The sequence below is a fragment of the Microbacterium sp. CH-015 genome (assembly GCF_049707015.1).
In the GTDB taxonomy this organism is placed as follows: Bacteria; Actinomycetota; Actinomycetes; order Actinomycetales; family Microbacteriaceae; genus Microbacterium; species Microbacterium aurum.
The window spans coordinates 987290-1007362 of sequence record NZ_JBNAFJ010000001.1 but is presented as its reverse complement, the minus strand read 5'-3'; the positions used below and the strand labels follow the sequence as shown (position 1 = coordinate 1007362).

The 20073-nt window shown below is 72.5% G+C and carries 15 protein-coding genes; 10 read left to right on the top strand and 5 right to left on the bottom strand.

Annotated elements, in window-relative coordinates; genetic code table 11:
• The first annotated feature begins 129 nt into the window (after positions 1–129).
• Genes ACPYN4_RS04695 through holA form a run of 3 tightly spaced genes read left to right on the top strand, consistent with a single transcriptional unit; the run spans position 130 to position 4141 of the window.
• On the top strand, positions 130–726 hold the full coding sequence (locus tag ACPYN4_RS04695) for a ComEA family DNA-binding protein (RefSeq protein WP_424445728.1): 597 nt from the start codon (positions 130–132) through the stop codon (positions 724–726).
• A gap of 10 nt (positions 727–736) precedes the next feature.
• Positions 737–3082 (top strand): ComEC/Rec2 family competence protein, encoded by a 2346-nt coding sequence (locus tag ACPYN4_RS04690; RefSeq protein ID WP_424445727.1) that lies wholly within the window; start codon positions 737–739, stop codon positions 3080–3082.
• A 9-nt stretch (positions 3083–3091) separates the two neighbouring features.
• Positions 3092–4141 carry a DNA polymerase III subunit delta gene (gene holA / locus ACPYN4_RS04685; protein WP_424445726.1) on the top strand — a complete coding sequence of 350 codons (1050 nt, stop codon included), beginning with the start codon at positions 3092–3094 and terminating at the stop codon, positions 4139–4141.
• A 197-nt stretch (positions 4142–4338) separates the two neighbouring features.
• Here the strand turns inward: holA and rpsT are convergent, their stop codons facing one another.
• A complete protein-coding gene (rpsT, locus tag ACPYN4_RS04680) occupies positions 4339–4599 on the bottom strand; it encodes a 30S ribosomal protein S20 (protein ID WP_281653353.1) in 261 nt (86 codons plus the stop codon).
• 253 nt (positions 4600–4852) lie between these two features.
• Here rpsT and ACPYN4_RS04675 point away from each other — a divergent pair, with 253 nt between their 5' ends.
• Positions 4853–6109 (top strand): MFS transporter, encoded by a 1257-nt coding sequence (locus ACPYN4_RS04675; protein WP_424445725.1) that lies wholly within the window; start codon positions 4853–4855, stop codon positions 6107–6109.
• Here ACPYN4_RS04675 and ACPYN4_RS04670 read toward each other — a convergent pair.
• Together ACPYN4_RS04670 and ACPYN4_RS04665 are read right to left on the bottom strand one after the other, a co-directional pair.
• Positions 6051–6782 carry an alpha/beta fold hydrolase gene (locus ACPYN4_RS04670; protein WP_424445723.1) on the bottom strand — a complete coding sequence of 244 codons (732 nt, stop codon included), beginning with the start codon at positions 6780–6782 and terminating at the stop codon, positions 6051–6053. The two genes, ACPYN4_RS04675 and ACPYN4_RS04670, sit on opposite strands and share 59 nt — an antisense overlap.
• Positions 6783–6866: 84 nt before the next feature.
• Positions 6867–11624, bottom strand: a complete 4758-nt coding sequence (locus ACPYN4_RS04665; protein WP_424445751.1) for an ExeM/NucH family extracellular endonuclease — start codon at positions 11622–11624, stop codon at positions 6867–6869.
• A 233-nt stretch (positions 11625–11857) separates the two neighbouring features.
• Here ACPYN4_RS04665 and lepA point away from each other — a divergent pair, with 233 nt between their 5' ends.
• The gene (lepA, locus tag ACPYN4_RS04660; protein WP_315552289.1) at positions 11858–13717 is read left to right on the top strand and encodes a translation elongation factor 4; all 1860 of its coding nucleotides are present in this window, start codon (positions 11858–11860) and stop codon (positions 13715–13717) included.
• A gap of 13 nt (positions 13718–13730) precedes the next feature.
• On the opposite strand, the gene ACPYN4_RS04655 is transcribed toward lepA, so the two are convergent.
• Positions 13731–14462, bottom strand: a complete 732-nt coding sequence (locus tag ACPYN4_RS04655; protein WP_424445722.1) for an AAA family ATPase — start codon at positions 14460–14462, stop codon at positions 13731–13733.
• 77 nt (positions 14463–14539) lie between these two features.
• Here ACPYN4_RS04655 and ACPYN4_RS04650 point away from each other — a divergent pair, with 77 nt between their 5' ends.
• Positions 14540–15190, top strand: coding sequence for a DUF1990 family protein (locus ACPYN4_RS04650; RefSeq protein ID WP_424445721.1), 651 nt, complete (start codon positions 14540–14542; stop codon positions 15188–15190).
• Positions 15190–16407 (top strand): radical SAM family heme chaperone HemW, encoded by a 1218-nt coding sequence (hemW, locus tag ACPYN4_RS04645; protein WP_424445720.1) that lies wholly within the window; start codon positions 15190–15192, stop codon positions 16405–16407. Before ACPYN4_RS04650 ends, hemW begins: the two co-directional genes overlap by 1 nt.
• On the opposite strand, the gene ACPYN4_RS04640 is transcribed toward hemW, so the two are convergent.
• Positions 16352–17065, bottom strand: a complete 714-nt coding sequence (locus ACPYN4_RS04640) for a carboxylesterase family protein (protein ID WP_424445719.1) — start codon at positions 17063–17065, stop codon at positions 16352–16354. The two genes, hemW and ACPYN4_RS04640, sit on opposite strands and share 56 nt — an antisense overlap.
• A 60-nt stretch (positions 17066–17125) precedes the next feature.
• On the opposite strand from ACPYN4_RS04640, the gene hrcA reads away from it, so the two are divergent.
• Genes hrcA through ACPYN4_RS04625 form a run of 3 tightly spaced genes read left to right on the top strand, consistent with a single transcriptional unit; the run spans position 17126 to position 20066 of the window.
• On the top strand, positions 17126–18163 hold the full coding sequence (gene hrcA / locus ACPYN4_RS04635) for a heat-inducible transcriptional repressor HrcA (RefSeq protein ID WP_076690747.1): 1038 nt from the start codon (positions 17126–17128) through the stop codon (positions 18161–18163).
• Between the two features lie 54 nt (positions 18164–18217).
• A complete protein-coding gene (gene dnaJ / locus ACPYN4_RS04630) occupies positions 18218–19327 on the top strand; it encodes a molecular chaperone DnaJ (RefSeq protein ID WP_281653346.1) in 1110 nt (369 codons plus the stop codon).
• A 1-nt stretch (position 19328) separates the two neighbouring features.
• Positions 19329–20066 (top strand): 16S rRNA (uracil(1498)-N(3))-methyltransferase, encoded by a 738-nt coding sequence (locus ACPYN4_RS04625; RefSeq protein ID WP_424445718.1) that lies wholly within the window; start codon positions 19329–19331, stop codon positions 20064–20066.
• The last annotated feature ends 7 nt before the right edge of the window (positions 20067–20073 follow it).

Sequence of the window (20073 nt, the reverse complement as noted above, 5' to 3'; positions counted from 1 at the left end):
GGCCGGCGCCTGGGGAGGGCGTGGCCGGCACGGTCCATCGCCTCCTCCCCAGGTGACCGATCGCGCGATCCGTCCACCGATCGGCTCCTCGGGACCCGCGGGCGCGCGCTGCCCTGCCAGGGTGTCGGGGTGAGCTCTCCCACCGCGACCCGTCCTGCCCGCGCGCCCCGTCGCCGCCTGGGCGTGGGCGCGGTCGTCGTGCTCGTGGTGGCGATCGCCGCGGCATCCGTCGTCATCGGCATGATCCGTGGGGCGGGGGATGCCGCGGCGCGGCCCGACGTCGACACCATCGCCGTCGATGAGGCGCAGCTGCCGACGGTCTACGTGCACGTGTTCGGCGCCGTCGCGAACCCGGGACTGTACCGCCTCGACGAGGGCGCCCGCGTCGTCGACGTCGTCGCCGCCGCCGGCGGACTCACGCCGGAGGCCGACGAGAACGCGATCAACCTCGCCCGACCGCTCAGCGACGGCGAGCAGCTGCAGGTGCCGGCGATCGGCGAGACCCCGACGGGCGTCGCGGTCGACGCCGGCGACGGCCGCGTGAACCTCAACACCGCCGACGTCGCCGCCCTCGACACCCTGCCGCGGGTGGGGCCGGCGATCGCCCAACGGATCATCGACTGGCGCGAGAGCAATGGCCGGTTCACGAGCGTCGAAGACCTGATGTCGGTGCCGGGGATCGGCGAGAAGATGCTCGCGGGGCTCCGTGACCTGGTGACGGTGTGAGGCCGTGGCGGTGAGCGGCAGACGGGCGCGGCGCCGCGACGCGCGCCTCGTTCCGGTCGCCGCCGCGGCGTGGATCGCCGCGGCGTGGGCGACGGCCCAACCTGCGCAGGCGGGGGCCGTCGCGCTGGTGTTGTGGATGGCGGCGGTGCTGGCCGTGGCGGTGGCCATTGTGGCGGCGCGGGGGCGCCCCGGGATGGGAATGCGGCTGGCACCGGGCGTCGCGCCGGGCATCGCCGCCGTCGTGCTGGCGTGCGCGGCCGGGGTCTGTACGCACGTCGCGGCGGCGGAGCCCGCACGCACCGCCGCCGCCGACCTGCCCACCGCCGGCGGCCGCGCGCTGACCATCGAGGCGACGGCCGTCGGCAAGATCGAACGCAGCGCGACCGGCTGGCGCTTCGACGCCCGGCTGGACGAGCTGCGGGTGGGCGACACGCGCTTCACACAGCCGGTTCCCCTCGTCATCCGCACCGCCGAGGTCCCCGTCGGACTGGATCTCGGCGCCCGGCTGCGGCTGAACGCGACGGCCTGGCAACCCGACGCCGGCTCCCGTGAGGTGCTCGTCGTAGACGCGACCGCCGTCCCGGAACTGCTCGCGCCACCCACGGGCGTCCTGGGCGCCGCGGCGGCGTTGCGTCGCGGTCTCGTCGCGCTGACGGCCGATCTGCCGCCGCCCGGCGGCGGGCTCATCGCGGGACTGGCCGTGGGCGACACCGGCGCCGTCACTCCGGAACTGGATGCCGAGATGAAGGCATCGTCGCTGTCCCACCTCACCGCCGTCAGCGGGGCGAACTGCGCGCTCGTCGTCGGAATCGCCTACGCCCTCGCCGCCCTGTGCGGTCTGCGTCGCGGCATCCGCGTGGCGGCGGGCCTCGGCGCACTGATCGCGTTCGTCGTGCTGGTCTCGCCGGAGCCGAGCGTCGTGCGCGCCGCGGCGATGGCGGCGATCGCGATGCTCGGGCTGCTGCTCGGCCGCGCCGGCGCCGGTCTCTCGCTGCTGACCGCGTCGGTCGCGATCCTGCTGATCGCCGACCCGTGGCTGGCCGGCTCGCTCGGGTTCGCCCTCTCGGTCGCGGCCACCGGGGCGCTGCTCGTGCTCGCCGGCCCGCTCGCCGAAGGACTCAGCCGATGGATGCCGGCACCGCTCGCCCTGCTCATCTCGGTGCCGCTGGCGGCACAGCTCGCGTGCGGACCGTTGATCGTGCTGATCACTCCGACCGTGTCGGTGCTGGGCGTGCTCGCGAACATCCTCGCGGCGCCCGCCGCGCCACTCGGGACGGTGATCGGACTCGCGGCCTGCCTGAGCGCCGGCATCCCGTACCTGGGATCGGGGCTGGCGGCCCTCGCGTGGCTGCCGGCCGCGTGGATCGCCGCCACCGCGAGCGAGATCGCCCGGCTGCCCGGCGCCACCCTCGCCTGGCCGCAGGGTGGGGTGGGGCTCATCGCCCTCGGCGTCGTCGGCGCCGCCGTCGCGGTGCTCATCGTCGGTGCCCGCCGGTGGGCACGGGTGACCGCGGTCCTGGTGCTCGCAGCATCCGTGACGACCGCACTCGCCACGGGTCCGGTCGCCGACGCCGTCGCCCGCGCCGCCGTCCCGTCGGAGTGGGCCATCGCCGCGTGCGACGTGGGCCAGGGCGACGCCGTTCTCGTGCGCTCGGGCGATGCGGTGCTGCTGATCGACACCGGTCCCGACCCCGAGCCGCTCGCGCACTGTCTGCGGCAGCTGGGGGTCGAGCGGATCGACCTGCTCGTCCTCACTCACTTCGACCTGGACCATCGCGGCGGGGTGCACGCCGTGCTCGGTCGCACCGACGCCGTGCTGCACGGCCCCGTCGACGGCGCGGAGGACGAACAGGGACTGCGCGAGCTCGCCGACGGCGGGGCGCGGGTCACCGCCGCCGTCCGCGGCATGAGCGGAACGATCGGCACCGCCCACTGGCGCGTGCTGTGGCCGCGCGCGGACACGCCGCCCGGCAACGACGCGAGCGTCGTCGTCGAGGTCATCGGCGGCGGTCTGCCGAGCGGGATCTACCTCGGCGACCTGTCGGCCGCGGGGCAGCAGGCGATGGCGGGTGGGGCGGCGCTGCGCTCCGGGTACGCGGTCGTCAAGGTCGCCCACCACGGCAGCGCCGATCAGGACCCGCGGCTCTACGAGCGGCTCGCGCCCGCGCTCGCGTTGATTTCGGTGGGGGAGAACGACTACGGCCACCCCCGGCAGGAGACCCTCGACCTCCTCGCCGCGCTCGGTGTGCGCACGGTTCGCACCGACCAGGACGGTCTTGTCGTCGTCTGGGCGGATGCCGCCGGCATCCACTTCTGGCGGGAGCGGGCACCGGCCGCTGTCGCACCCGGTGGGTAGGCTGGCTGCATGCCACCCGCCGCTCGTCGCCCCGCCGCCCGCGGTGCGGGCGCACGCAGCGCGTCGGCCATCCCGCAGATCTCCTGGCGCGCACCGCAGCCGGCGCCCATCGTGCTCGTCTCGGGCCCGGAGGACGTCTGCGCCGAGCGGGCGATCGCCGGCATCCGCGACTTCCTGCGCGCGGAGGACGCGAGCCTGGAGGTCTCCGACCTCCGCGCCGACGACTACACGTCGGGGAGCCTGCTCACCCTCACCTCGCCGTCGCTGTTCGGCGAGCCGCGCCTGGTGCGCGTCGGGGGAGTGGAGAAGTGCTCCGACGCCTTCCTCACCGAGGCGCTGTCCTACCTCGAGAATCCGCAGGAGGGCGCGACGGTCGTGCTGCGTCACACCGGCGCGAGCGTGCGGGGCAAGAAGCTGCTCGACGCGATCCGCTCGGGAACCGGCGGCGGCGTGGAGATCGCGTGCCCGGCGGTCAAGCGCGACTCCGACCGGTTCGACTTCGCTGCCGGAGAGTTCCAGGCCGCGCAGAAGAAGATCGCCCCCGTGGCGCTGCGCGCTCTGGTCGGCGCGTTCGCGGACGACCTCACCGAGCTCGCCGCGGCGTGCCAGCAACTCATCGGCGACGTGCCGGGCGACATCTCCGAGCAGGTCGTGGAGCGCTATTACGGCGGTCGTGTGGAGACGAGCGCGTTCACGGTCGCCGACACGGCGATCGCGGGGCGCTACGGCGACGCGCTCGTCGCGCTGCGCCACGCCCTCGCCAGCGGCGCGGACCCGGTGCCGCTCGTCGCGGCGATCGCCTCGAAGCTGCGGACGATGGCGCGCGTGGCCGGCATCCGCGAGTCGTCGGCGTCACTGGCGGCGCGGCTCGGGATGAAGGACTGGCAGGTCGATCGCGCACGGCGCGATCTGACCGGGTGGAACGAGACGTCGCTCGGCATGGCCATTCAGGCCGCCGCGCGGGCGGATGCCGAGGTCAAGGGCGCGTCGCGTGACCCCGTCTTCGCGGTCGAGCGTCTCGTGACGGTCATCGCGACCCGCGCGCCGTACGGCGCCTGACGCCGCGTCGCCCCGCCGCTCGCCGCGTCCGCCGCCTTTTCGCCTCCGCCTTCAGCCGACGCACATCGCGTCCACACTGGCCCCAACCCGCAATTCGCGACGGACGAAGACCGCGCCGCGCACCCGCCGCGCACCCGCCGCGACGCGAACGAGCCCGCCCCCAGCGGGGGACGGGCTCGTCGAGAGGATGCCGTGGCTCAGAGAGCGGCGACCTGCTTCGCGATCGCCGACTTGCGGTTCGCGGCCTGGTTCTCGTGGATGACGCCCTTGCTCACGGCCTTGTCGAGCTTGCGGGTCGCGGTCGCGAGAGCCTTCTCGGCTGCGGCCTTGTCGCCGGCGGCGATGGCCTCGCGGGTGCGACGCACCTCGGTCTTCAGCTCGCTCTTGACGGCCTTGTTGCGCTCGCGCGCCTTCTCGTTGGTCTTGTTGCGCTTGATCTGTGACTTGATGTTGGCCACGTTCGACGGCTCTTTCGTTCGGAGTTTTCGTTGGATGTACCGGAGCAGCGGTAGAGGGGCGCCTCCGGCGGCGTGCGGGGTGGGACCCACACGCAAGCCAAACACCGAGTCTACCAGGTCCGCGCGGCGCGCCCCGCAATCCGCCTGCGGCGCGGCAACGTGAGGCATGATCGGATCGCCGGCACCCGACCGGCACATCCCGACGAAGGAGTCGCCCGTCGTGAACGGATCCGCCGCGCCTCAGCCTGCCCCCGTGGCCGTGACACCGCGGCGGGCCGGCGCGAGATGGTTCACCGTCTTCACGCTCGCCTGGCTCGCGCTGTGGACGGCGCAGCTGACGCCCCTGCAGCTGCTGATCCCGCTGCAGCTGAACACGCCCGACACCGCCGACGGATGGATCTCCGGCGTGGTCTCCTCCGGTCTGGTCCTCGCCGCCGGCGGCCTCGCCGGCGTCATCGCCGGGCCTCTCGCCGGCGGCATGAGCGACCGCACCCGCGGCGCGTTCGGCCGCCGCCGGCCCTGGGCGATCGGCGGGGCGGTGCTGGGTGCGGGCGGCCTCGTCGCGATCGCGTTCGCGAGCGGCCCGTGGGGAGTGGGCCTGGCGTGGGTCGCCGTCTCGGTCGGCATGGCGGTCGCCTCCGCGGCATTCACGGCGCTCATCGCCGATCAGCTCACCGACCAGCGCGGCGCCGCTTCTGCCGCCGTCTCGTCGTCCCAGGCGGTCGGCATCGTTGCCGGCGTCGGCGTCATCGTCCTGCTCGAACTGGGTGTCGTGGCCGGCTACCTCGCTCTCGCCGGGTTCCTCCTGGTCGTCGCGGTCGCGGCGGCGTTCATCCTGCCCGACCCGCCGGCACCGGCATCCGCCGCCACGGCCCGCACGCGCGTCTCGCTCGCCGAGCGCTTCGCCGCCTTCCGCGACCGCGACTTCGCCTGGCTGCTGTGGGGGCGGCTCGTCGTCAACATCGGCAACGCGCTGGGGACCGGGCTCCTGCTGTTCTTCCTGCTGTACGGCCTGCACCGCGACCCGGCCGGCGCGGAGGACGAGCTCCTGCTGCTGATCGTCGTGTACACGGTGTTCGTGGTCGCGGCATCCGTCATCGCCGGCCGCATCTCCGACCGCACCGGCCGACGCGTCGGCCTCACGGTGGCGGCGGCCGTCGTGCAGGGGATCGCGTCACTGCTGATCGCGGCGCTGCCCTCGTTCGAGACGACCATGGTCGCGGCCGCCCTCCTCGGTGTCGGCTACGGCGCGTACATGTCCGTGGGCCTCGCCCTCGGCACCGACGTGCTGCCGTTCGCCGAGGACAACGCCCGCGATCTCGGTTTCGTCAACGTCTCGGCGAGCCTCGGTCAGCTGCTGGGACCCCTCATCGGCGCAGGACTGGTGGCGTTCGTCGGCGGGTTCTGGCTGCTGTTCGCCGTCGGCGGGGTGCTGTCGATCCTGGGTGGCGTCATGACGCTGGCGGTGCGGCCTCGAGTGTCGCCAGCGCCAGATCCAGCACAGCATTGAACACACGCGGCCGCATCGCCGTGACCAGGTGGGACGTGCGCGGCACGACGATGAGTTCGGAGTGCGGCACGAGCGATGCGAACAGGCGCTCGTTCAGGCGCAACTGGTCGTACTGGCCGTTGACGAACCAGGTCGGCACCTCGATGCGGCGCAGCGCCGCGAGCAGGTCGAGCACCGACAGCGACCGGAGCGCCACATCCTGCGCGTCGTAGGCGTAACCGCCGGCGCCGAAGTCGGCCCGCGTCTCTGCGGGGAGGGTGCGGTCGAGCACCCACTCCGAGATCCGCGCGCCGCGGCCCGGCAGGCGATCGAACCCGAGCGCGAGCGTGCGGTAGGTGCGCAGCCCGAGGCCCCGCGGGATCGCGGTGCAGGATGCCGCGATGAAGCCGTCCACGGGCGGCCGCTCCTCGCCGCCGACGTACTCGATCGACAGCAGTCCGCCCATCGAGTGCCCGGCCAGGAGCACTCGCCCGCGCTCGGCGGCGCGGCGCACGGCGTCGTCGATCGTCGCGAACGCGCCGTCGAGGGTGAAGGTCTCCGCCATGCGGGTGCCGTGGCCGGGGAGGTCGACGGCGACGGCCGGGACACCCCGCGCGGCGAGGTGCTCGCGCTGCGCGCGCCACATGGTGGCGGACGTGCGGATGCCGTGCACCATCACCACCGTCGTCGTCATCGCCTCAGCCTATGCAGACGCTGACCTGTGACGCGAGGGCGGTGCGGGGGATGACCCTCGCACCACCCTCGCCGCGTCAGTGCGTCAGAAGAGCACCCACACGCGTGCCGTGTCGCTGGTCGACGGGGCGGCGACCGCCGGGTCGGCCGGTTCGAACGAGGCGGTGTAGGCGTGCACGCCGCGGCTCAGCCGGCCGAGTCGGTGCGTCGCGACACCGCCCTTGACCTCGACCGTCGCGACGACCTTCTCACCCTCGCGGAACACGACGACGCCCTCGGCGCGGGCGCCGTCCTCCTGCCGGACGGTCGCGATGAGCGTCGTCGGCAGGAGGCCGTTCAGGTGCACCGGCAGCAGCGCCGCCAGCCGTGTCGTCGTCGCGACCGGCTGCACCGCCGCCTCCACTGTCAGCGGGACGTGCACGACCGTACCCGAGACCGGCGCTGTGAGCGTCAGCACGACCTCGCCGGAGGCCAGGTCCGCGGGGAGGGTGACGGTGACGTCGGCCGCGCCGTCCACGACGGCCGTCTCACCGAGGTCGACGCCGTTCAGACTCGCCCGCAGCGCCGTGTTCTGCGGTGCGCCGCGGCTCGTCAGGTCGAGGCCGCTCACGCGGAACGCCACGGCATCCCCGGCCGTCACCGTCTCCGGCACGCCCGTGACCTGCACCGCGTGCTTGGCGAAGTCCGGCGCGAGCGGGGAGCCGTCGGCGATGTAGTCGACCCAGGCCTCGTAGTCCAGCAGGCCGGTGTCGACGTAGTCGGTGCCCTGGGTGAAGGCGCGGAAGTTGTCGCCGCCGCTGGCGAGGAACGAGAACGTCCCGATGCGGTAGGCGGCCTCCTCCTCGAGCGGCGCGCCGTCGATCGTGACCGACGTGATGCGCTCGCCCTCGGGACGGGTCGCGTCGTACGTGTAGGACACGTTGTCCGACAGGCCGAGCTGCAGGTACGGGCGCGACGGCACCGTGCCGTCGGGGTTGCGCTGCCACTGCTGTTCGAGCATGGTCCGGAACTGCGCGCCGGTGAGCGTGATGAGCCCGAGCGTGTTGTTGAACGGCAGCACCGCGTTCGCCTGCGAGAACGAGATCGTCCCGTCGGCGAGGCCGGGCACCGCCGTCGACCCGAACTCGGCCTGGGTGTCCCACAGGTCCGACCGCAGACCGCCGGGGTTGGTGACGCCGATGTCGGCGCCGTTCGGCAGGGCGCTCAGCGAGTCGCGCAGCATGGTGGCCACGGCGTTGCCGAGTGTCGACTCGCTCGCCCGGTCATCCCGGGTTCCGCCGGTCCACACCCCGTTCTGGAACGATCCGCCGGCGAAGGCGGTCGTGATGTCGCCCGAGACCTCGCCCACCGCGGTGTTGCCGATCTCGGCGGCTGCGGCGAGGGCGGCGTCGACGATCGTCTTCACCTGGGCGACCCGCGGGTAGGTCGCCACGAGCGTCGCGGGGGCCGTCTTCGTGCGGGGGACGTTCTGCTCGGTGTGTGCTGCGACCTCGCCGCTGTCGGGGTCGATCGTCAGGACGATCTTGCCGATGTTGGCCCCGTACGAGCCCGTCTGTACGACGGGGCGGGTGCGGTCGGCGCCGGGGACGGCCGCGGACCAGGCGTACTCCTTGTGGGTGTGGCCGGTGAAGATGGCGTCGACGTCCGCCGAGGTGTCGTTGACGAGGGCGGCGAAGGCGCCCCCGGCGGCGAGCTCCTGCTCCAGGGTGGCGCCGTCGGGCGTTCCGGCCCCGGCGCCCTCGTGGTACAGCGCGACGAGCACGTCGGCCTCGACGTTGGACTCGTCGCCATCGCTCAGCTGCGCCGCGACGCGGTTGACGGCGGCGACCGGGTCGCCGAACTCGATGTCGGCGATGCCCGCCGGCGACACCAGCGAGGGCGTCTCCTCTGTGACGGCGCCGATGACACCCACGGTGAGTCCACCCGCTTCCAGAAGCGCGTATTCGTCGAGGGCCGGCGTCTGCGTGCCCTTCAGATACACGTTCGCGCCCAGCTGCGGATAGTCCGAGGCCTCGCTGACACGGCCCGCCAGATCGGCGAAGCCCCGGTCGAACTCGTGGTTGCCGACGGCGGACGCCTGCAGGCCGAGCGCGTTCAGCACGTCGATCGTCGGCTGATCCTTCGCGACCGACGAGGCGAACAGCGACGCGCCGATGTTGTCACCGGCCGACAGGAACAGCACGGGACCGGATGCCGCGGCGCGCTGCTCCTCGACGGTTCCCGCGAACGCGACGGTGTTGGCGTCGATGCGACCGTGGAAGTCGTTGATGTCCAGCAGCGTGAGTTCGATCGGTGCGGCGTCGGCAGCGAGCCCGACCACGACCGGGTCGTGGTCGCTCGAGCGGTACACGTCGTCGGCGTAGAACTCGGTCGCGTGCGAGCGGAACCGGCTGTACTCCAACGCGACAGACTCGCCCGAGTTGATGTTCCAGATGTCGGCGCCGGTCGCGCGGGCGGTCGCCGCCTCGTTCAGCAGCACGTGGTCGAGCGAGCCCGACAGCCCCTGGAAGCTGTAGGAGGCGGTGTCCACGCCGAACGCGGTCGCGGCGTCGGCGTAGCCGGCGTCGTAGAGCACCTGCAGCGGGTCCTCCTGCGTGTAGGAGTTGAAGTCGCCGACCAGCGCCACCGCGTCCACATCGCCGCGGATCTGCGTCACCCAGTCACGCAGGGCCTGCGCCTGGCGCACGCGCGACTCGTTCGAGGCGCCCTGACCGTCGCCGGTGTCGGCGTCGCCGGGCCACGGGCCGGCCGATCCCTTCGACTTGAAGTGGTTGACGACGAACAGGAACGGCGCCCCGCCGGCAGCCGGCTCGAAGACCTGTGCGATGGGCTCGCGGGCGTTGACGAACGCCTCGCCGGCACCGCTCTGGTCGCCGAGCGCCCGGGAGTCCCCGACGCGCTGCACCGCGGCGGTGCGGTAGATGATGGCGTTGGTGATGACGTCCTGCTCGGATGCCGGGGGCAGCTCGTCCGACGACGGCACGTACGCCCATACCGGCGCGTCCGCGGCGGCGTTGAGCGCATCCACGAGCGTCGCCGTCGCCTCATCGGCGGTCTCGCCGAGAGCGGCGGAGTTCTCGATCTCCATGAGGCCGACGACGTCGGCATCCAGCGCGTCGATGGCCTTCACGATCTTCGCCTGCTGGCGCTGCAGATCGTCGGCGTCCCAGGCGCCCCGCTGGTCGCAGCCTTCGCGGACCGTGACGCCGTCGCCGAGGCGGTCGGTGTAGGCGACGCACCCGGGCGAGCCGGCGCCGAGGGTCGTGAAGTAGTTCAGGACGTTGAACGACGCGACCTTCAGGTCGCCCCCGACGGCCGCCGGGGCGGACGTGCGCGGGTTGGCGAAGACGACCTCGTCGGTGCCGGTGCCGTCGCCCACGAGCGGGGCGGTGGGGTTCAGCTTCCAGGTGGAGTTGCGCCAGTCGACGATCAGCGGGGAGGTGAACGAGACCTGAGCACCCACGACGACCGGTTCGGTGAGGGAGACGTAGGCCGGGGTGAGGGCGCTGCCGGCCGCGCTGAGGTAGTTCGTGCTCGATCCGTCGTCGAGGGTGACGGCACGGGCGGCGTTGTCGGCCGCGATCGCCGCGGCCTCCGCCGAACCGGGGCGCGCGGCATCGGTCGGCTGGCGGAGCGGAGTCGCGCCGGATGCCAGGCCCACCTCGCCGTACTGGTTGGTCGCGTACGTGTTCGACACCGTGAACGCACCCTGCGGCGCGACGAGCATCGACTCCAGGCTCTCGCGCTGCGCGGCGTCGGCGGGCCAGGTGACGGATGCCGGGACCGGCGCCGGCTGCGCGTCGATGCGCACGGCACCGCCGGCGGCGACAGTCAGCTCGGTCAACCCGTTCCACTCCGAGACGACGCCGGTGACCCGGACGGTGTCGCCGGGGCTCACCTCGCCGACGGCGCCGGGTGCATAGACGAAGACGGCGTCGGATGCCGTGTGGGCGGCCAGGTCGAGGGCCCCGCCGGTGCCGGCGGTCTGGATGACGTACCCGTCGAACCCGCCGGTGGGGTAGTGGGCGGTCACGACACCCTCCGTCGTCACCGTCCGTCCGGCCAGCGGCGACGCGTCGCCCGAGCCCTGGATCTCGGCGATCGACACGGTGTCGGGCGTGCCGGGCTCGGTGGGGTCCGTCGGGTCGGTCGGGTCGGTCGGGTCGGTCGGGTCGGTGCCGCCCAGGCCGGTGGGCGTCGGCGGGCCGGCGGTGAAGTCGGCGGCGTTGTCGCCGGTGTTGGCGAAAGTCGCCGAGCGCGACACGCTCGTCCCGTTGGAGGTGGCCGGCGCGGGCGCGGTGCCGGCGAAATGGGTGGCGCCGCCCCAGCCGACGAGGTCGACGACCTGGTCGAGGGTCGCGATGCCTGTGGCGCCGCTCAGCGCCGTCTGCGTCGACACCAGGGCGACCTTGCCCTGCGAGCCGGACAGCGCGATGGCGCCTTCGACATCCGCGACGAAGCCGGGCAGCGAGGCGTCGGCGCCCGTCGCCTCGCCGATCAGCAGCTGCTCACCGGCGGGGAGCACGCCGGTCAGGGCGGTGACCTGCCACGACGAACCCGTCGCCGACGCGTACTGGACGCTGTAGGCCGAGAGGTCGACGTCGGCGCCGGAGACGTTGGCGAGCTCGATGAAGTCGCGGTTGAACGCACCGCCGGCGTTGCCTCCGCCGCCGTACACCTCGGAGATCACGATCGGCGCGTCGACCGAGACGGCCGCCTGCGCGGCCGGCGCCACGACCAACCCGGCGGCGGCGGTGGCGAAGGCCGTGGCGAGGGCGAAAGCACCGCGCGCACGCGGGGATCGGCCGGCCGGAGGGCGGGGGGAGGGTGCGGCGTGCGTCACGGTCTTCACTCCAGTCATCGTGCAAGGTCCATCGGATCTTCGAGGCGCGGTGCGTCGGCGGCCGAGAGGACTGCGCTGTGGGGGTGCGCAGAAAGGAGCCGCCGCATTGAGCATTCTTCGCACCGGCACCGTTCGACAAGAGGCAGATCGGTTAACTCTTTCTCATCGACCGGTTCTCTGGCGTGTCCCGGTCGGCTCGGCTATGGTCCGGTCCCCGGTAGACTTCCCGGGACATGTCCCCGCGCGCCCTGAAGCCTCTCGAGCCGTCTGCGACCCCTCCAGAGCTGATCCGCAACTTCTGCATCATCGCCCACATCGACCACGGCAAATCGACCCTCGCCGACCGCATGCTGCAGATCACCGGCGTGGTCGCCGACCGCGACATGCGCGCGCAATACCTCGACCGTATGGACATCGAGCGCGAGCGCGGCATCACGATCAAGAGCCAGGCCGTGCGGATGCCGTGGGCGGTCTCGACCGGCTCGGCACCCGACCAGGTGTACGCGCTCAACATGATCGACACGCCCGGCCACGTCGACTTCACCTACGAGGTTTCGCGCTCACTCGCCGCGTGCGAGGGGGCGATCCTCCTCGTCGACGCCGCGCAGGGCATCGAGGCGCAGACGCTCGCGAACCTGTACCTGGCGCTCGAGAACGACCTGCAGATCATCCCGGTGCTCAACAAGATCGACCTGCCCGCCGCCGACCCGGAGAAGTACGCGGCGGAACTCGCGAACCTCATCGGCGGCTCGCCCGAGGACGTGCTGCGGGTGTCGGGCAAGACGGGCATGGGCGTGGAGGAACTCCTCGACCGCATCGTCGCACAGATCCCCGCCCCGACCGGCGACGCGAGCGCACCCGCCCGCGCGATGATCTTCGACTCGGTCTACGACTCCTACCGCGGTGTCGTGACCTATGTCCGCATGGTCGACGGCAAGCTCGAGCCGCGCGAGCGCATCCAGATGATGTCGACGAGGGCGCAGCACGACCTCCTCGAGATCGGGGTCTCCAGTCCGGAGCCGGTCCCCACCCGAGGCCTCGGCGTGGGGGAGGTGGGCTACCTCATCACGGGCGTGAAGGACGTGCGCCAGTCCAAGGTCGGCGACACGATCACGAACCATCGCAAGCCGGCATCCGACCCGCTTCCCGGCTACACCGACCCCAAGCCCATGGTGTTCAGCGGCATCTACCCGATCGACGGCAGCGACTACGCCGACCTGCGCGAGGCCCTCGACAAGCTGAAGCTCTCCGATGCCTCGCTGCAGTACGAGCCAGAGACCTCGGTCGCCCTCGGCTTCGGCTTCCGCTGCGGGTTCCTGGGACTGCTGCACCTCGAGATCATCACGGAGCGCCTCTCCCGCGAGTTCGGCCTCGACCTCATCACCACGGCCCCGAGCGTGACCTACGAGGTCACCACCGACACCGGCGAGTCGGTCACCGTCACCAACCCCAGCGAATACCCCGACGGACGGGTCGCGGAGGTCGCCGAGCCGGTCGTCAAGGTCGGCATCCTCCTGCCGAAGGACTACGTCGGCACTGTGATGGAGCTGTGCCAGCAGCGCCGCGGGACCCTCCTGGGCATGGATTACCTCAGCGAGGACCGCGTCGAGCTGCGCTACAACATGCCCCTCGGCGAGATCGTCTTCGACTTCTTCGATCAGCTGAAGTCCAAGACGCAGGGATACGCGAGCCTGGACTACGAGCCCGCCGGGTCGCAGACGGCCGACCTCGTGAAGGTCGACATCCTCCTGCAGGGCGAGAAGGTCGACGCTTTCAGCTCGATCGTCCATCGCGAGAAGGCGTACGCCTACGGCACGATGATGACCGAGCGGCTGCGCAAGCTCATCCCGCGCCAGCAGTTCGAGGTGCCCATTCAGGCCGCCATCGGCGCGCGCATCATCGCGCGCGAGAACATCCGCGCGATCCGCAAGGACGTGCTCGCCAAGTGCTACGGCGGTGACATCACCCGCAAGCGCAAGCTCCTCGAGAAGCAGAAAGAGGGCAAGAAGCGCATGAAGATGGTGGGTCGCGTCGAAGTCCCGCAGGAGGCGTTCATCGCCGCCCTGTCCGGCGACGTCGAGACCAAGAAGTAGCGACCGCCGCCGGTCACTCGAGCAGGTGCCGCAGGTACCGGCGCGGCGAATCCAGGTAGGCGCGCCAGTGGTGGACGAGCTCGAGGTCTTCCCACCGCGTCTCGCGCATGCCCCACTCGCCCAGTTCGAGCACGCGTGCACCCGGGAGGGACGCCAGGATGGGCGAGTGCGTCGCGCAGAGCACCTGGCCGCCGTGCAGGGCGATGCGCTGGAGGGTCGCCATAAGCGCCAGCGTCGAGGAGAACGACAGCGCCGCCTCCGGTTCGTCGAGGCAGTAGAAACCCGGCCGGTCGAATCGTGTGTCGAGGATCGCCAGAAACGACTCCCCGTGACTCATCTCGTGGAACACGGGTTCCGGCCCGCTCGACGGGTTGTCCTCGAGGTAGGTGTAGAACGCGTGCATCGTCTCGGCGCGGAGGAAGAACCCCCACCTGCTCGCGCCGACGCCGCGCTGGATCTCCAGCCAGTCCGACAGCGGCGACTCGCTCGGCCGTGTCGAGTGCCGCGCCTGATTCGAGCCGCCCTCGGGGGAGAACCCGTACGCGAGGGCGACTCCCTCGAGCACCGTCGACTTGCCCGAACCGTTCTCGCCCACGAGGAAGGTCACGCCGGGCGCGAGATCGATGCCGCCCGCCAGCAGCTGAGCGACCGCCGGCACGGTGCGCGGCCAGCCGGCCGGGCGGTCCGGATCGTCGACCACGCGAACGGCGACGACAGGCGGCTGATCGAGGGTCCACTCCGGCATCCTCGGATTCTCACATGGCCCGCCGACAGCATCCCGATCGCCGCCCGCGACCGGAGCGGCTGGGTAGGCTGGTGGCCATGCGCCGCGCGAACTTCCAAGAGGGCACGGTCGACTATGCCGCCGTGGGCGCCACGCAGGCGCACGACCTCATGGGCTACCCGCCCGAGCGGAGCATCCCGGCCGAGTCGTCGTGGCGCATCGGCAGCGGCCAGGCCCGGTTCGACAGCTCCGCCGAAGCGCTGCTGTCGTGGGCTCCGCTGCGGGGCGCGGGACTGCACATCAGCGATGTGCGCCCGGCATCCGGCCCCATGTACTCCGGCGTCGGATTCGACGCCGACGGCAACCCCCTCGTGGCGAGCCGCCTCGAGGCCGATCAGCGCTTCGACGCCGACGGGACCCCGTTCGTCGCGTCGGGGACGACGATCCGGGTGCGCGGGCGGATCAAGGGGATGAGCACCGACGGCGAGCTGCGGGTCATCTACGCCATCGAGGAGCCGCGGCGGGTCGGCTTCGGGCTCGGCACGGTCGGCGACTCCGTCGTCAGCGGCGAGGAGTCCTTCGTCGTGACGTGGGACGACAGCGACGAGGTGCGGTTCACGGTGCGCGCGTTCGACCGCCCCGTGTCGCCGCTGTACCGCCTGCTGCCGCCGCTCGTGAAGCGCCGCCGCCGCGAACTGTTCCAGGGGTACCTGCGCGCCCTGTCGCCGCTGTACGCGACGTCGTCCTGATGGGCTCCGCCCTCCCGCTCGGCGACCCAGCGCCGCTCGACGGCGCTCTGCCGGACGATCTCGTCATCGACCCCCAGCGCGACTTCGGGGTGTATCTTCACGTCCCGTTCTGCCGCGTCCGGTGCGGGTACTGCGACTTCAACACCTACACCGCCGGCGAACTGCGCGGCGCCCGTCAGGACGCCTACGCCGACGAGGTGATCCGTGAGATGGCGCTGTCGCGCCGTGTGCTGGCCGACCGGGGGCCGCTGCGCCCGGCATCCACCGTCTTCTTCGGCGGCGGGACGCCGACGCTTCTCCCGGCGGGGGACCTCGGCAGGATGCTGGCGGGCGTGCGCGACGCGTTCGGTCTCGCTCCGGATGCTGAGGTCACCGTCGAGGCGAATCCCGACACCGTCACGGCGCCGATGGCGGCCGAACTCGCCGCGGCCGGCGTGACCCGGATGTCGATCGGCATGCAGTCGGCGGTGCCGCACGTCCTCGCCGCGCTCGACCGCACCCACGACCCCGCGGGAGTGGCGACCGCCGTCGCCGCGGCACGGAGCGCGGGGCTCGACGTCAGCGTCGACCTCATCTACGGCGCACCGGGGGAGTCGCTCGAGGACTGGCGCGCATCGGTCGAGACGGCTGTCGCGCTCGCCCCCGACCACGTCTCGGCGTACGCGCTCATCGTGGAGGAGGGCACGAAGCTCGCCCGACAGATCCGCCGCGGAGAGGTGCCCGAACCCGACGACGATCTGCAGGCCGACATGTACGAACTCGTCGATGAGACGCTCGCCGCGGCGGGGTTCGACTGGTACGAGGTGTCGAACTGGGCGCGGACGCCGGCCCAGCGCTCCCGCCACAACCTGGCGTACTGGCGCGGCACCGACTGGTGGGGGTACGGTCCCGGAGCCCACAGCCACGTCGCCGGGCTGCGGTGGTGGAACGTGAAGCATCCGGCCGCGTACGCCCAGCGCCTGGCCGCGGCGCAGTCGCCCGCTGCCGGCCGGGAGCGACCGGATGCCGCCGCCCGACGCCTGGAGGATGTGCTGCTGCGCTCGCGCATCTCCGACGGCCTCGCGGTGTCGGAGCTCGAGGGAGAGGGGCGTCACGCGGTGGCCTCCCTCATCGCCGACGGCCTCGTCGACGGCGCCGCCGCCGTGCGCGGCCGTGTCGTGCTCACCCGTCGCGGGCGCCTGCTCGCCGACGCCGTGGTGCGCGCGCTGACCGCGTGAGCACCACCGCGGTCCTCGCCCCGCGACCTCGCCTCGCGACCTCGCCTCGCGACCTCGCCGACCGGGCCCGTTCCCGCCGAGCGCGCCCCCTGCACGCGCCCCAGAGCGGGCGCACTCGGCGAGAACGGGCGCACTCGGCATCCGAGGGAAACGTGGGGGAAACGGGGGCAGGAACCCACTCAGGAGGTGAGTGCCGTGACGGCACCGGCCCGGGGGAGCGGCACGACAGGCGTAGCCGGGGGTGCCCGACAGCGGACTCGACCCCTCCGAGAGACGGCGACGGGCGTCGATCAGCCCACCTCGAGCGCGCCGCGTGGTACCAGACCATCACCGGCAGACCGCCGTCGGGGACGGTCGCGGGGGACCACACGTTGACGGTCAGCATGTCGTCGCCGGGAATATCGATGGAGCCGAGCAGCTCGCCGAGCGCGCCGTAGTACGGGTCTTGCGGCGCCGTGGGGCCGAACGCGGTGGCATCGCGGACGCCGTCCCACGCGGGCACGTCCTCGGGGAGCGCGAAGCGCCGGTCGCCGAACGGGGGCAGGGCGAAGGGGATGCCCGCGAAGCGGCGGATGTCGCCGGTGCGGGTGCCGCGGACCTCGCCTTTCGCGGTGCGGACGACGGGATCGGATGCGACGTCATTGTGCGTACGGCTCATCGCAGGGGCGGCGCGATAAGATTGGCACTCAGCAACCGTGAGTGCCAACAAGGAGGGCTGATGGTCTCGGAACGCGGACTTCAGGTCCTCCGCGCGATCGTGCAGGACTACGTCGACACGCATGAGCCGGTGGGCAGCAAGGCGATCGTCGAGCGTCATCAGTTCGGCGTGTCGGCGGCGACGATCCGGAACGACATGGCGCTGCTGGAGGACGAGGAGCTCATCGCGGCCCCTCACACGTCGTCGGGGCGCGTCCCGACCGACAAGGGGTACCGCGTCTTCGTCGACCATCTCGCGGAGCTCCGGCCCCTCTCCACGGCCCAGCGCTCGGCGATCTCGTCGTTCCTCGCCGACCCTGTGGACCTGGACGACCTCCTCGTGCGCACGGTCCGGGCGCTGACCCGGCTCACCGGTCAGGTCGCCATCGTGCAGTACCCCTCGTTCGCGCGCGCCAGCGTCTCGCACGTGGAGTTCGTGCACCTCGGCGGCACGCGCGTCGTGGTCATCGTCGTCACCGACACGGGCCGGGTCTCGCAGCGCGTCGCGTTCCTGCAGGCCGAGCTCACCGAGCAGGATGCCGCGGCCATCAAGCACGCCGTGGCGCGCCTGGTCACGGGCAAGCCCGTGGCGGAGGCCGCCTCGGCGATCGCGCAGCTGGCGGCATCCGAACCCTCCGGCGGACCCGTCGACGAGGCCGTGCGCACGGTCGCGCGGATCGTCGGGGAGGAGCTCGACGAGTTCCGCCAGGACCGGCTCGTGATGGCCGGCAGCGCCACCCTCGCGCGACGCGAGGGAGACTTCCGCGGCAGCATCTACCCCCTGCTGGAGGCCATCGAGGAGCAGGTGACGCTGCTCCGGCTCATGGGGGAGATGGTCGCCGACGATCAAGGCCTGGCGGCGAGCATCGGTCGCGAGAACGAGCCGTTCGGGCTGGCGGAGGCATCCGTCGTCACCGGCGACTACGACGCGACCGGATCCCGTGCCCGGGTGGGCGTGCTCGGTCCGACGCGCATGGACTACCCCACCAACCTCGCGGCGGTCCGCGCCGTCGCGCACTACCTGAGCAGGCTGCTCGACGAGGACGACCAGTCCCGCTGAGCGGCAGCCGACAGAACGAACCCCACCGCGCCCGGAAGGGCAGGAAAGGCGATTGTGGCCGACCACTACGAAGTCCTGGGCGTCTCGCGCGATGCGAGCCCCGAGGAGATCAAGAAGGCGTACCGGCGTCTCGCGCGCGAGCTCCACCCGGACGTCAACCCCGGCGAGGACGCATCCGAGCGCTTCAAGCTCGTGACGCACGCGTATGACGTCCTGAGCGACCCCGAGCAGCGCCAGCGCTACGACATGGGCGGCGACGGCTCGCCGTTCGGCGGCGCCGGGGGCGGCTTCGGCGGGTTCGGCGACATCTTCGAGACGTTCTTCGGCGGCGGCGGCGGTCGCGCCGGACGCCCCCGGTCGCGCCGGGAGCGCGGCCAGGACGCGCTCGTGCGCGTCACCCTGGACCTCGGCGACGTCGTGTTCGGCACGCACCGCGACATCGAGGTCGACACCGCCGTGCTGTGCGAGACCTGCCAGGGCTCGTGCTGCCAGCCGGGCACCGGCGAGGCGACATGCGACATCTGCCACGGCTCGGGGCAGGTGCAGCGCACGGTGCGGAGCCTGCTCGGCAACGTCGTGACCTCGCAGCCCTGCACGGCGTGCCAGGGCTACGGCACCACGATCCCGTACCCGTGCGCCGGCTGCCAGGGCCAGGGACGCGTCCGCGCCCGCCGCACGGTCTCGGTCGATATCCCCGGCGGCGTGGAGACCGGCCTGCGGCTGCAGCTGCCCGGCTCCGGCGAGGTCGGCCCCGCGGGCGGCCCCCACGGTGACCTGTACCTCGAGGTGACCGTCGCCGCGCATGAGACCTTCAGCCGCGACGGCGACGACCTGCTCGCGACGCTCGACGTGTCGATGCCCGACGCGATCCTCGGCGCGCACACCACGATCACCTCCCTCGACGGCGACGTCGAGCTGGAGGTGCGCCCCGGGGTGCAGTCGGGCGACGTGCTCACGATCAAGGGACGCGGCATCACGCCGCTGCGCGGTGGCACCCGCGGCGACCTGCGGGTCGCGGTGCAGGTCGTCACGCCGACGCGTCTGGATGCCAAGGAGCGGGCGCTGATCGAGGACTTCGCGAAGAAGACGAAGTCGCCGCCGCCCCGGCTCGCCCAGTTCCATCAGGGCATGTTCTCGAAGCTGCGCGACCGCTTCCGGGGCTGACATGGCGCTGCACTTCCTCGTCGACGACGTTCCCCTCGATGCGCCGGTGGGCGCGGAGATCGTCATCACCGGCGCCGAAGCGCACCACGCGGCCGCCGTCCGGCGGGTGCGGGTCGGCGAGGAGGTCACCGTCGGCGACGGCCGCGGACTGTGGCTGGAGGCGGTCGTGACCGACGTCGCGCCCAAGCGCGTGGTCGCCGCCGTGACGGCGCGGACCAGCCATCCCGCCGCCGCACCCCGCCTCGTCCTCGTGCAGGCCCTCGCCAAGGGCGACCGCGACGAACTCGCGATCCAAGCGGCGACCGAGCTCGGCGTCGACGAGATCGTGCCGTGGCAGGCCGCGCGCAGCGTCTCGCGGTGGGATCAGGCGAAGGCCGCGAAGGGCGTCGCCCGCTGGCAGACGATCGTCCGCGAGGCGGCGAAGCAGGCGCACCGCGCCTGGGTGCCCGTCGTCTCCGCGCCCTTCTCCACCGCGCAGCTGGCCGCACGCGCTGCGAGTCGGATGCTGGTGCTGGAGCCCACGGCATCCGTCCCACTGTCGGGAGTCGCCCTCGCCCCCGATGACGCGCGCGATCTCGTGCTGGTCGTCGGCCCCGAGGGCGGGATCGCGCCGGAAGAGCTCGTGGCCCTGGCGGATGCCGGAGCCACCGCCGCGCGCCTGGGGACGACCGTGCTGCGCACCTCGACCGCCGGCCCCGCCGCCCTCGCCGTCCTCAACGCCCGCCTCGGGCGCTGGTGAGGCGAGC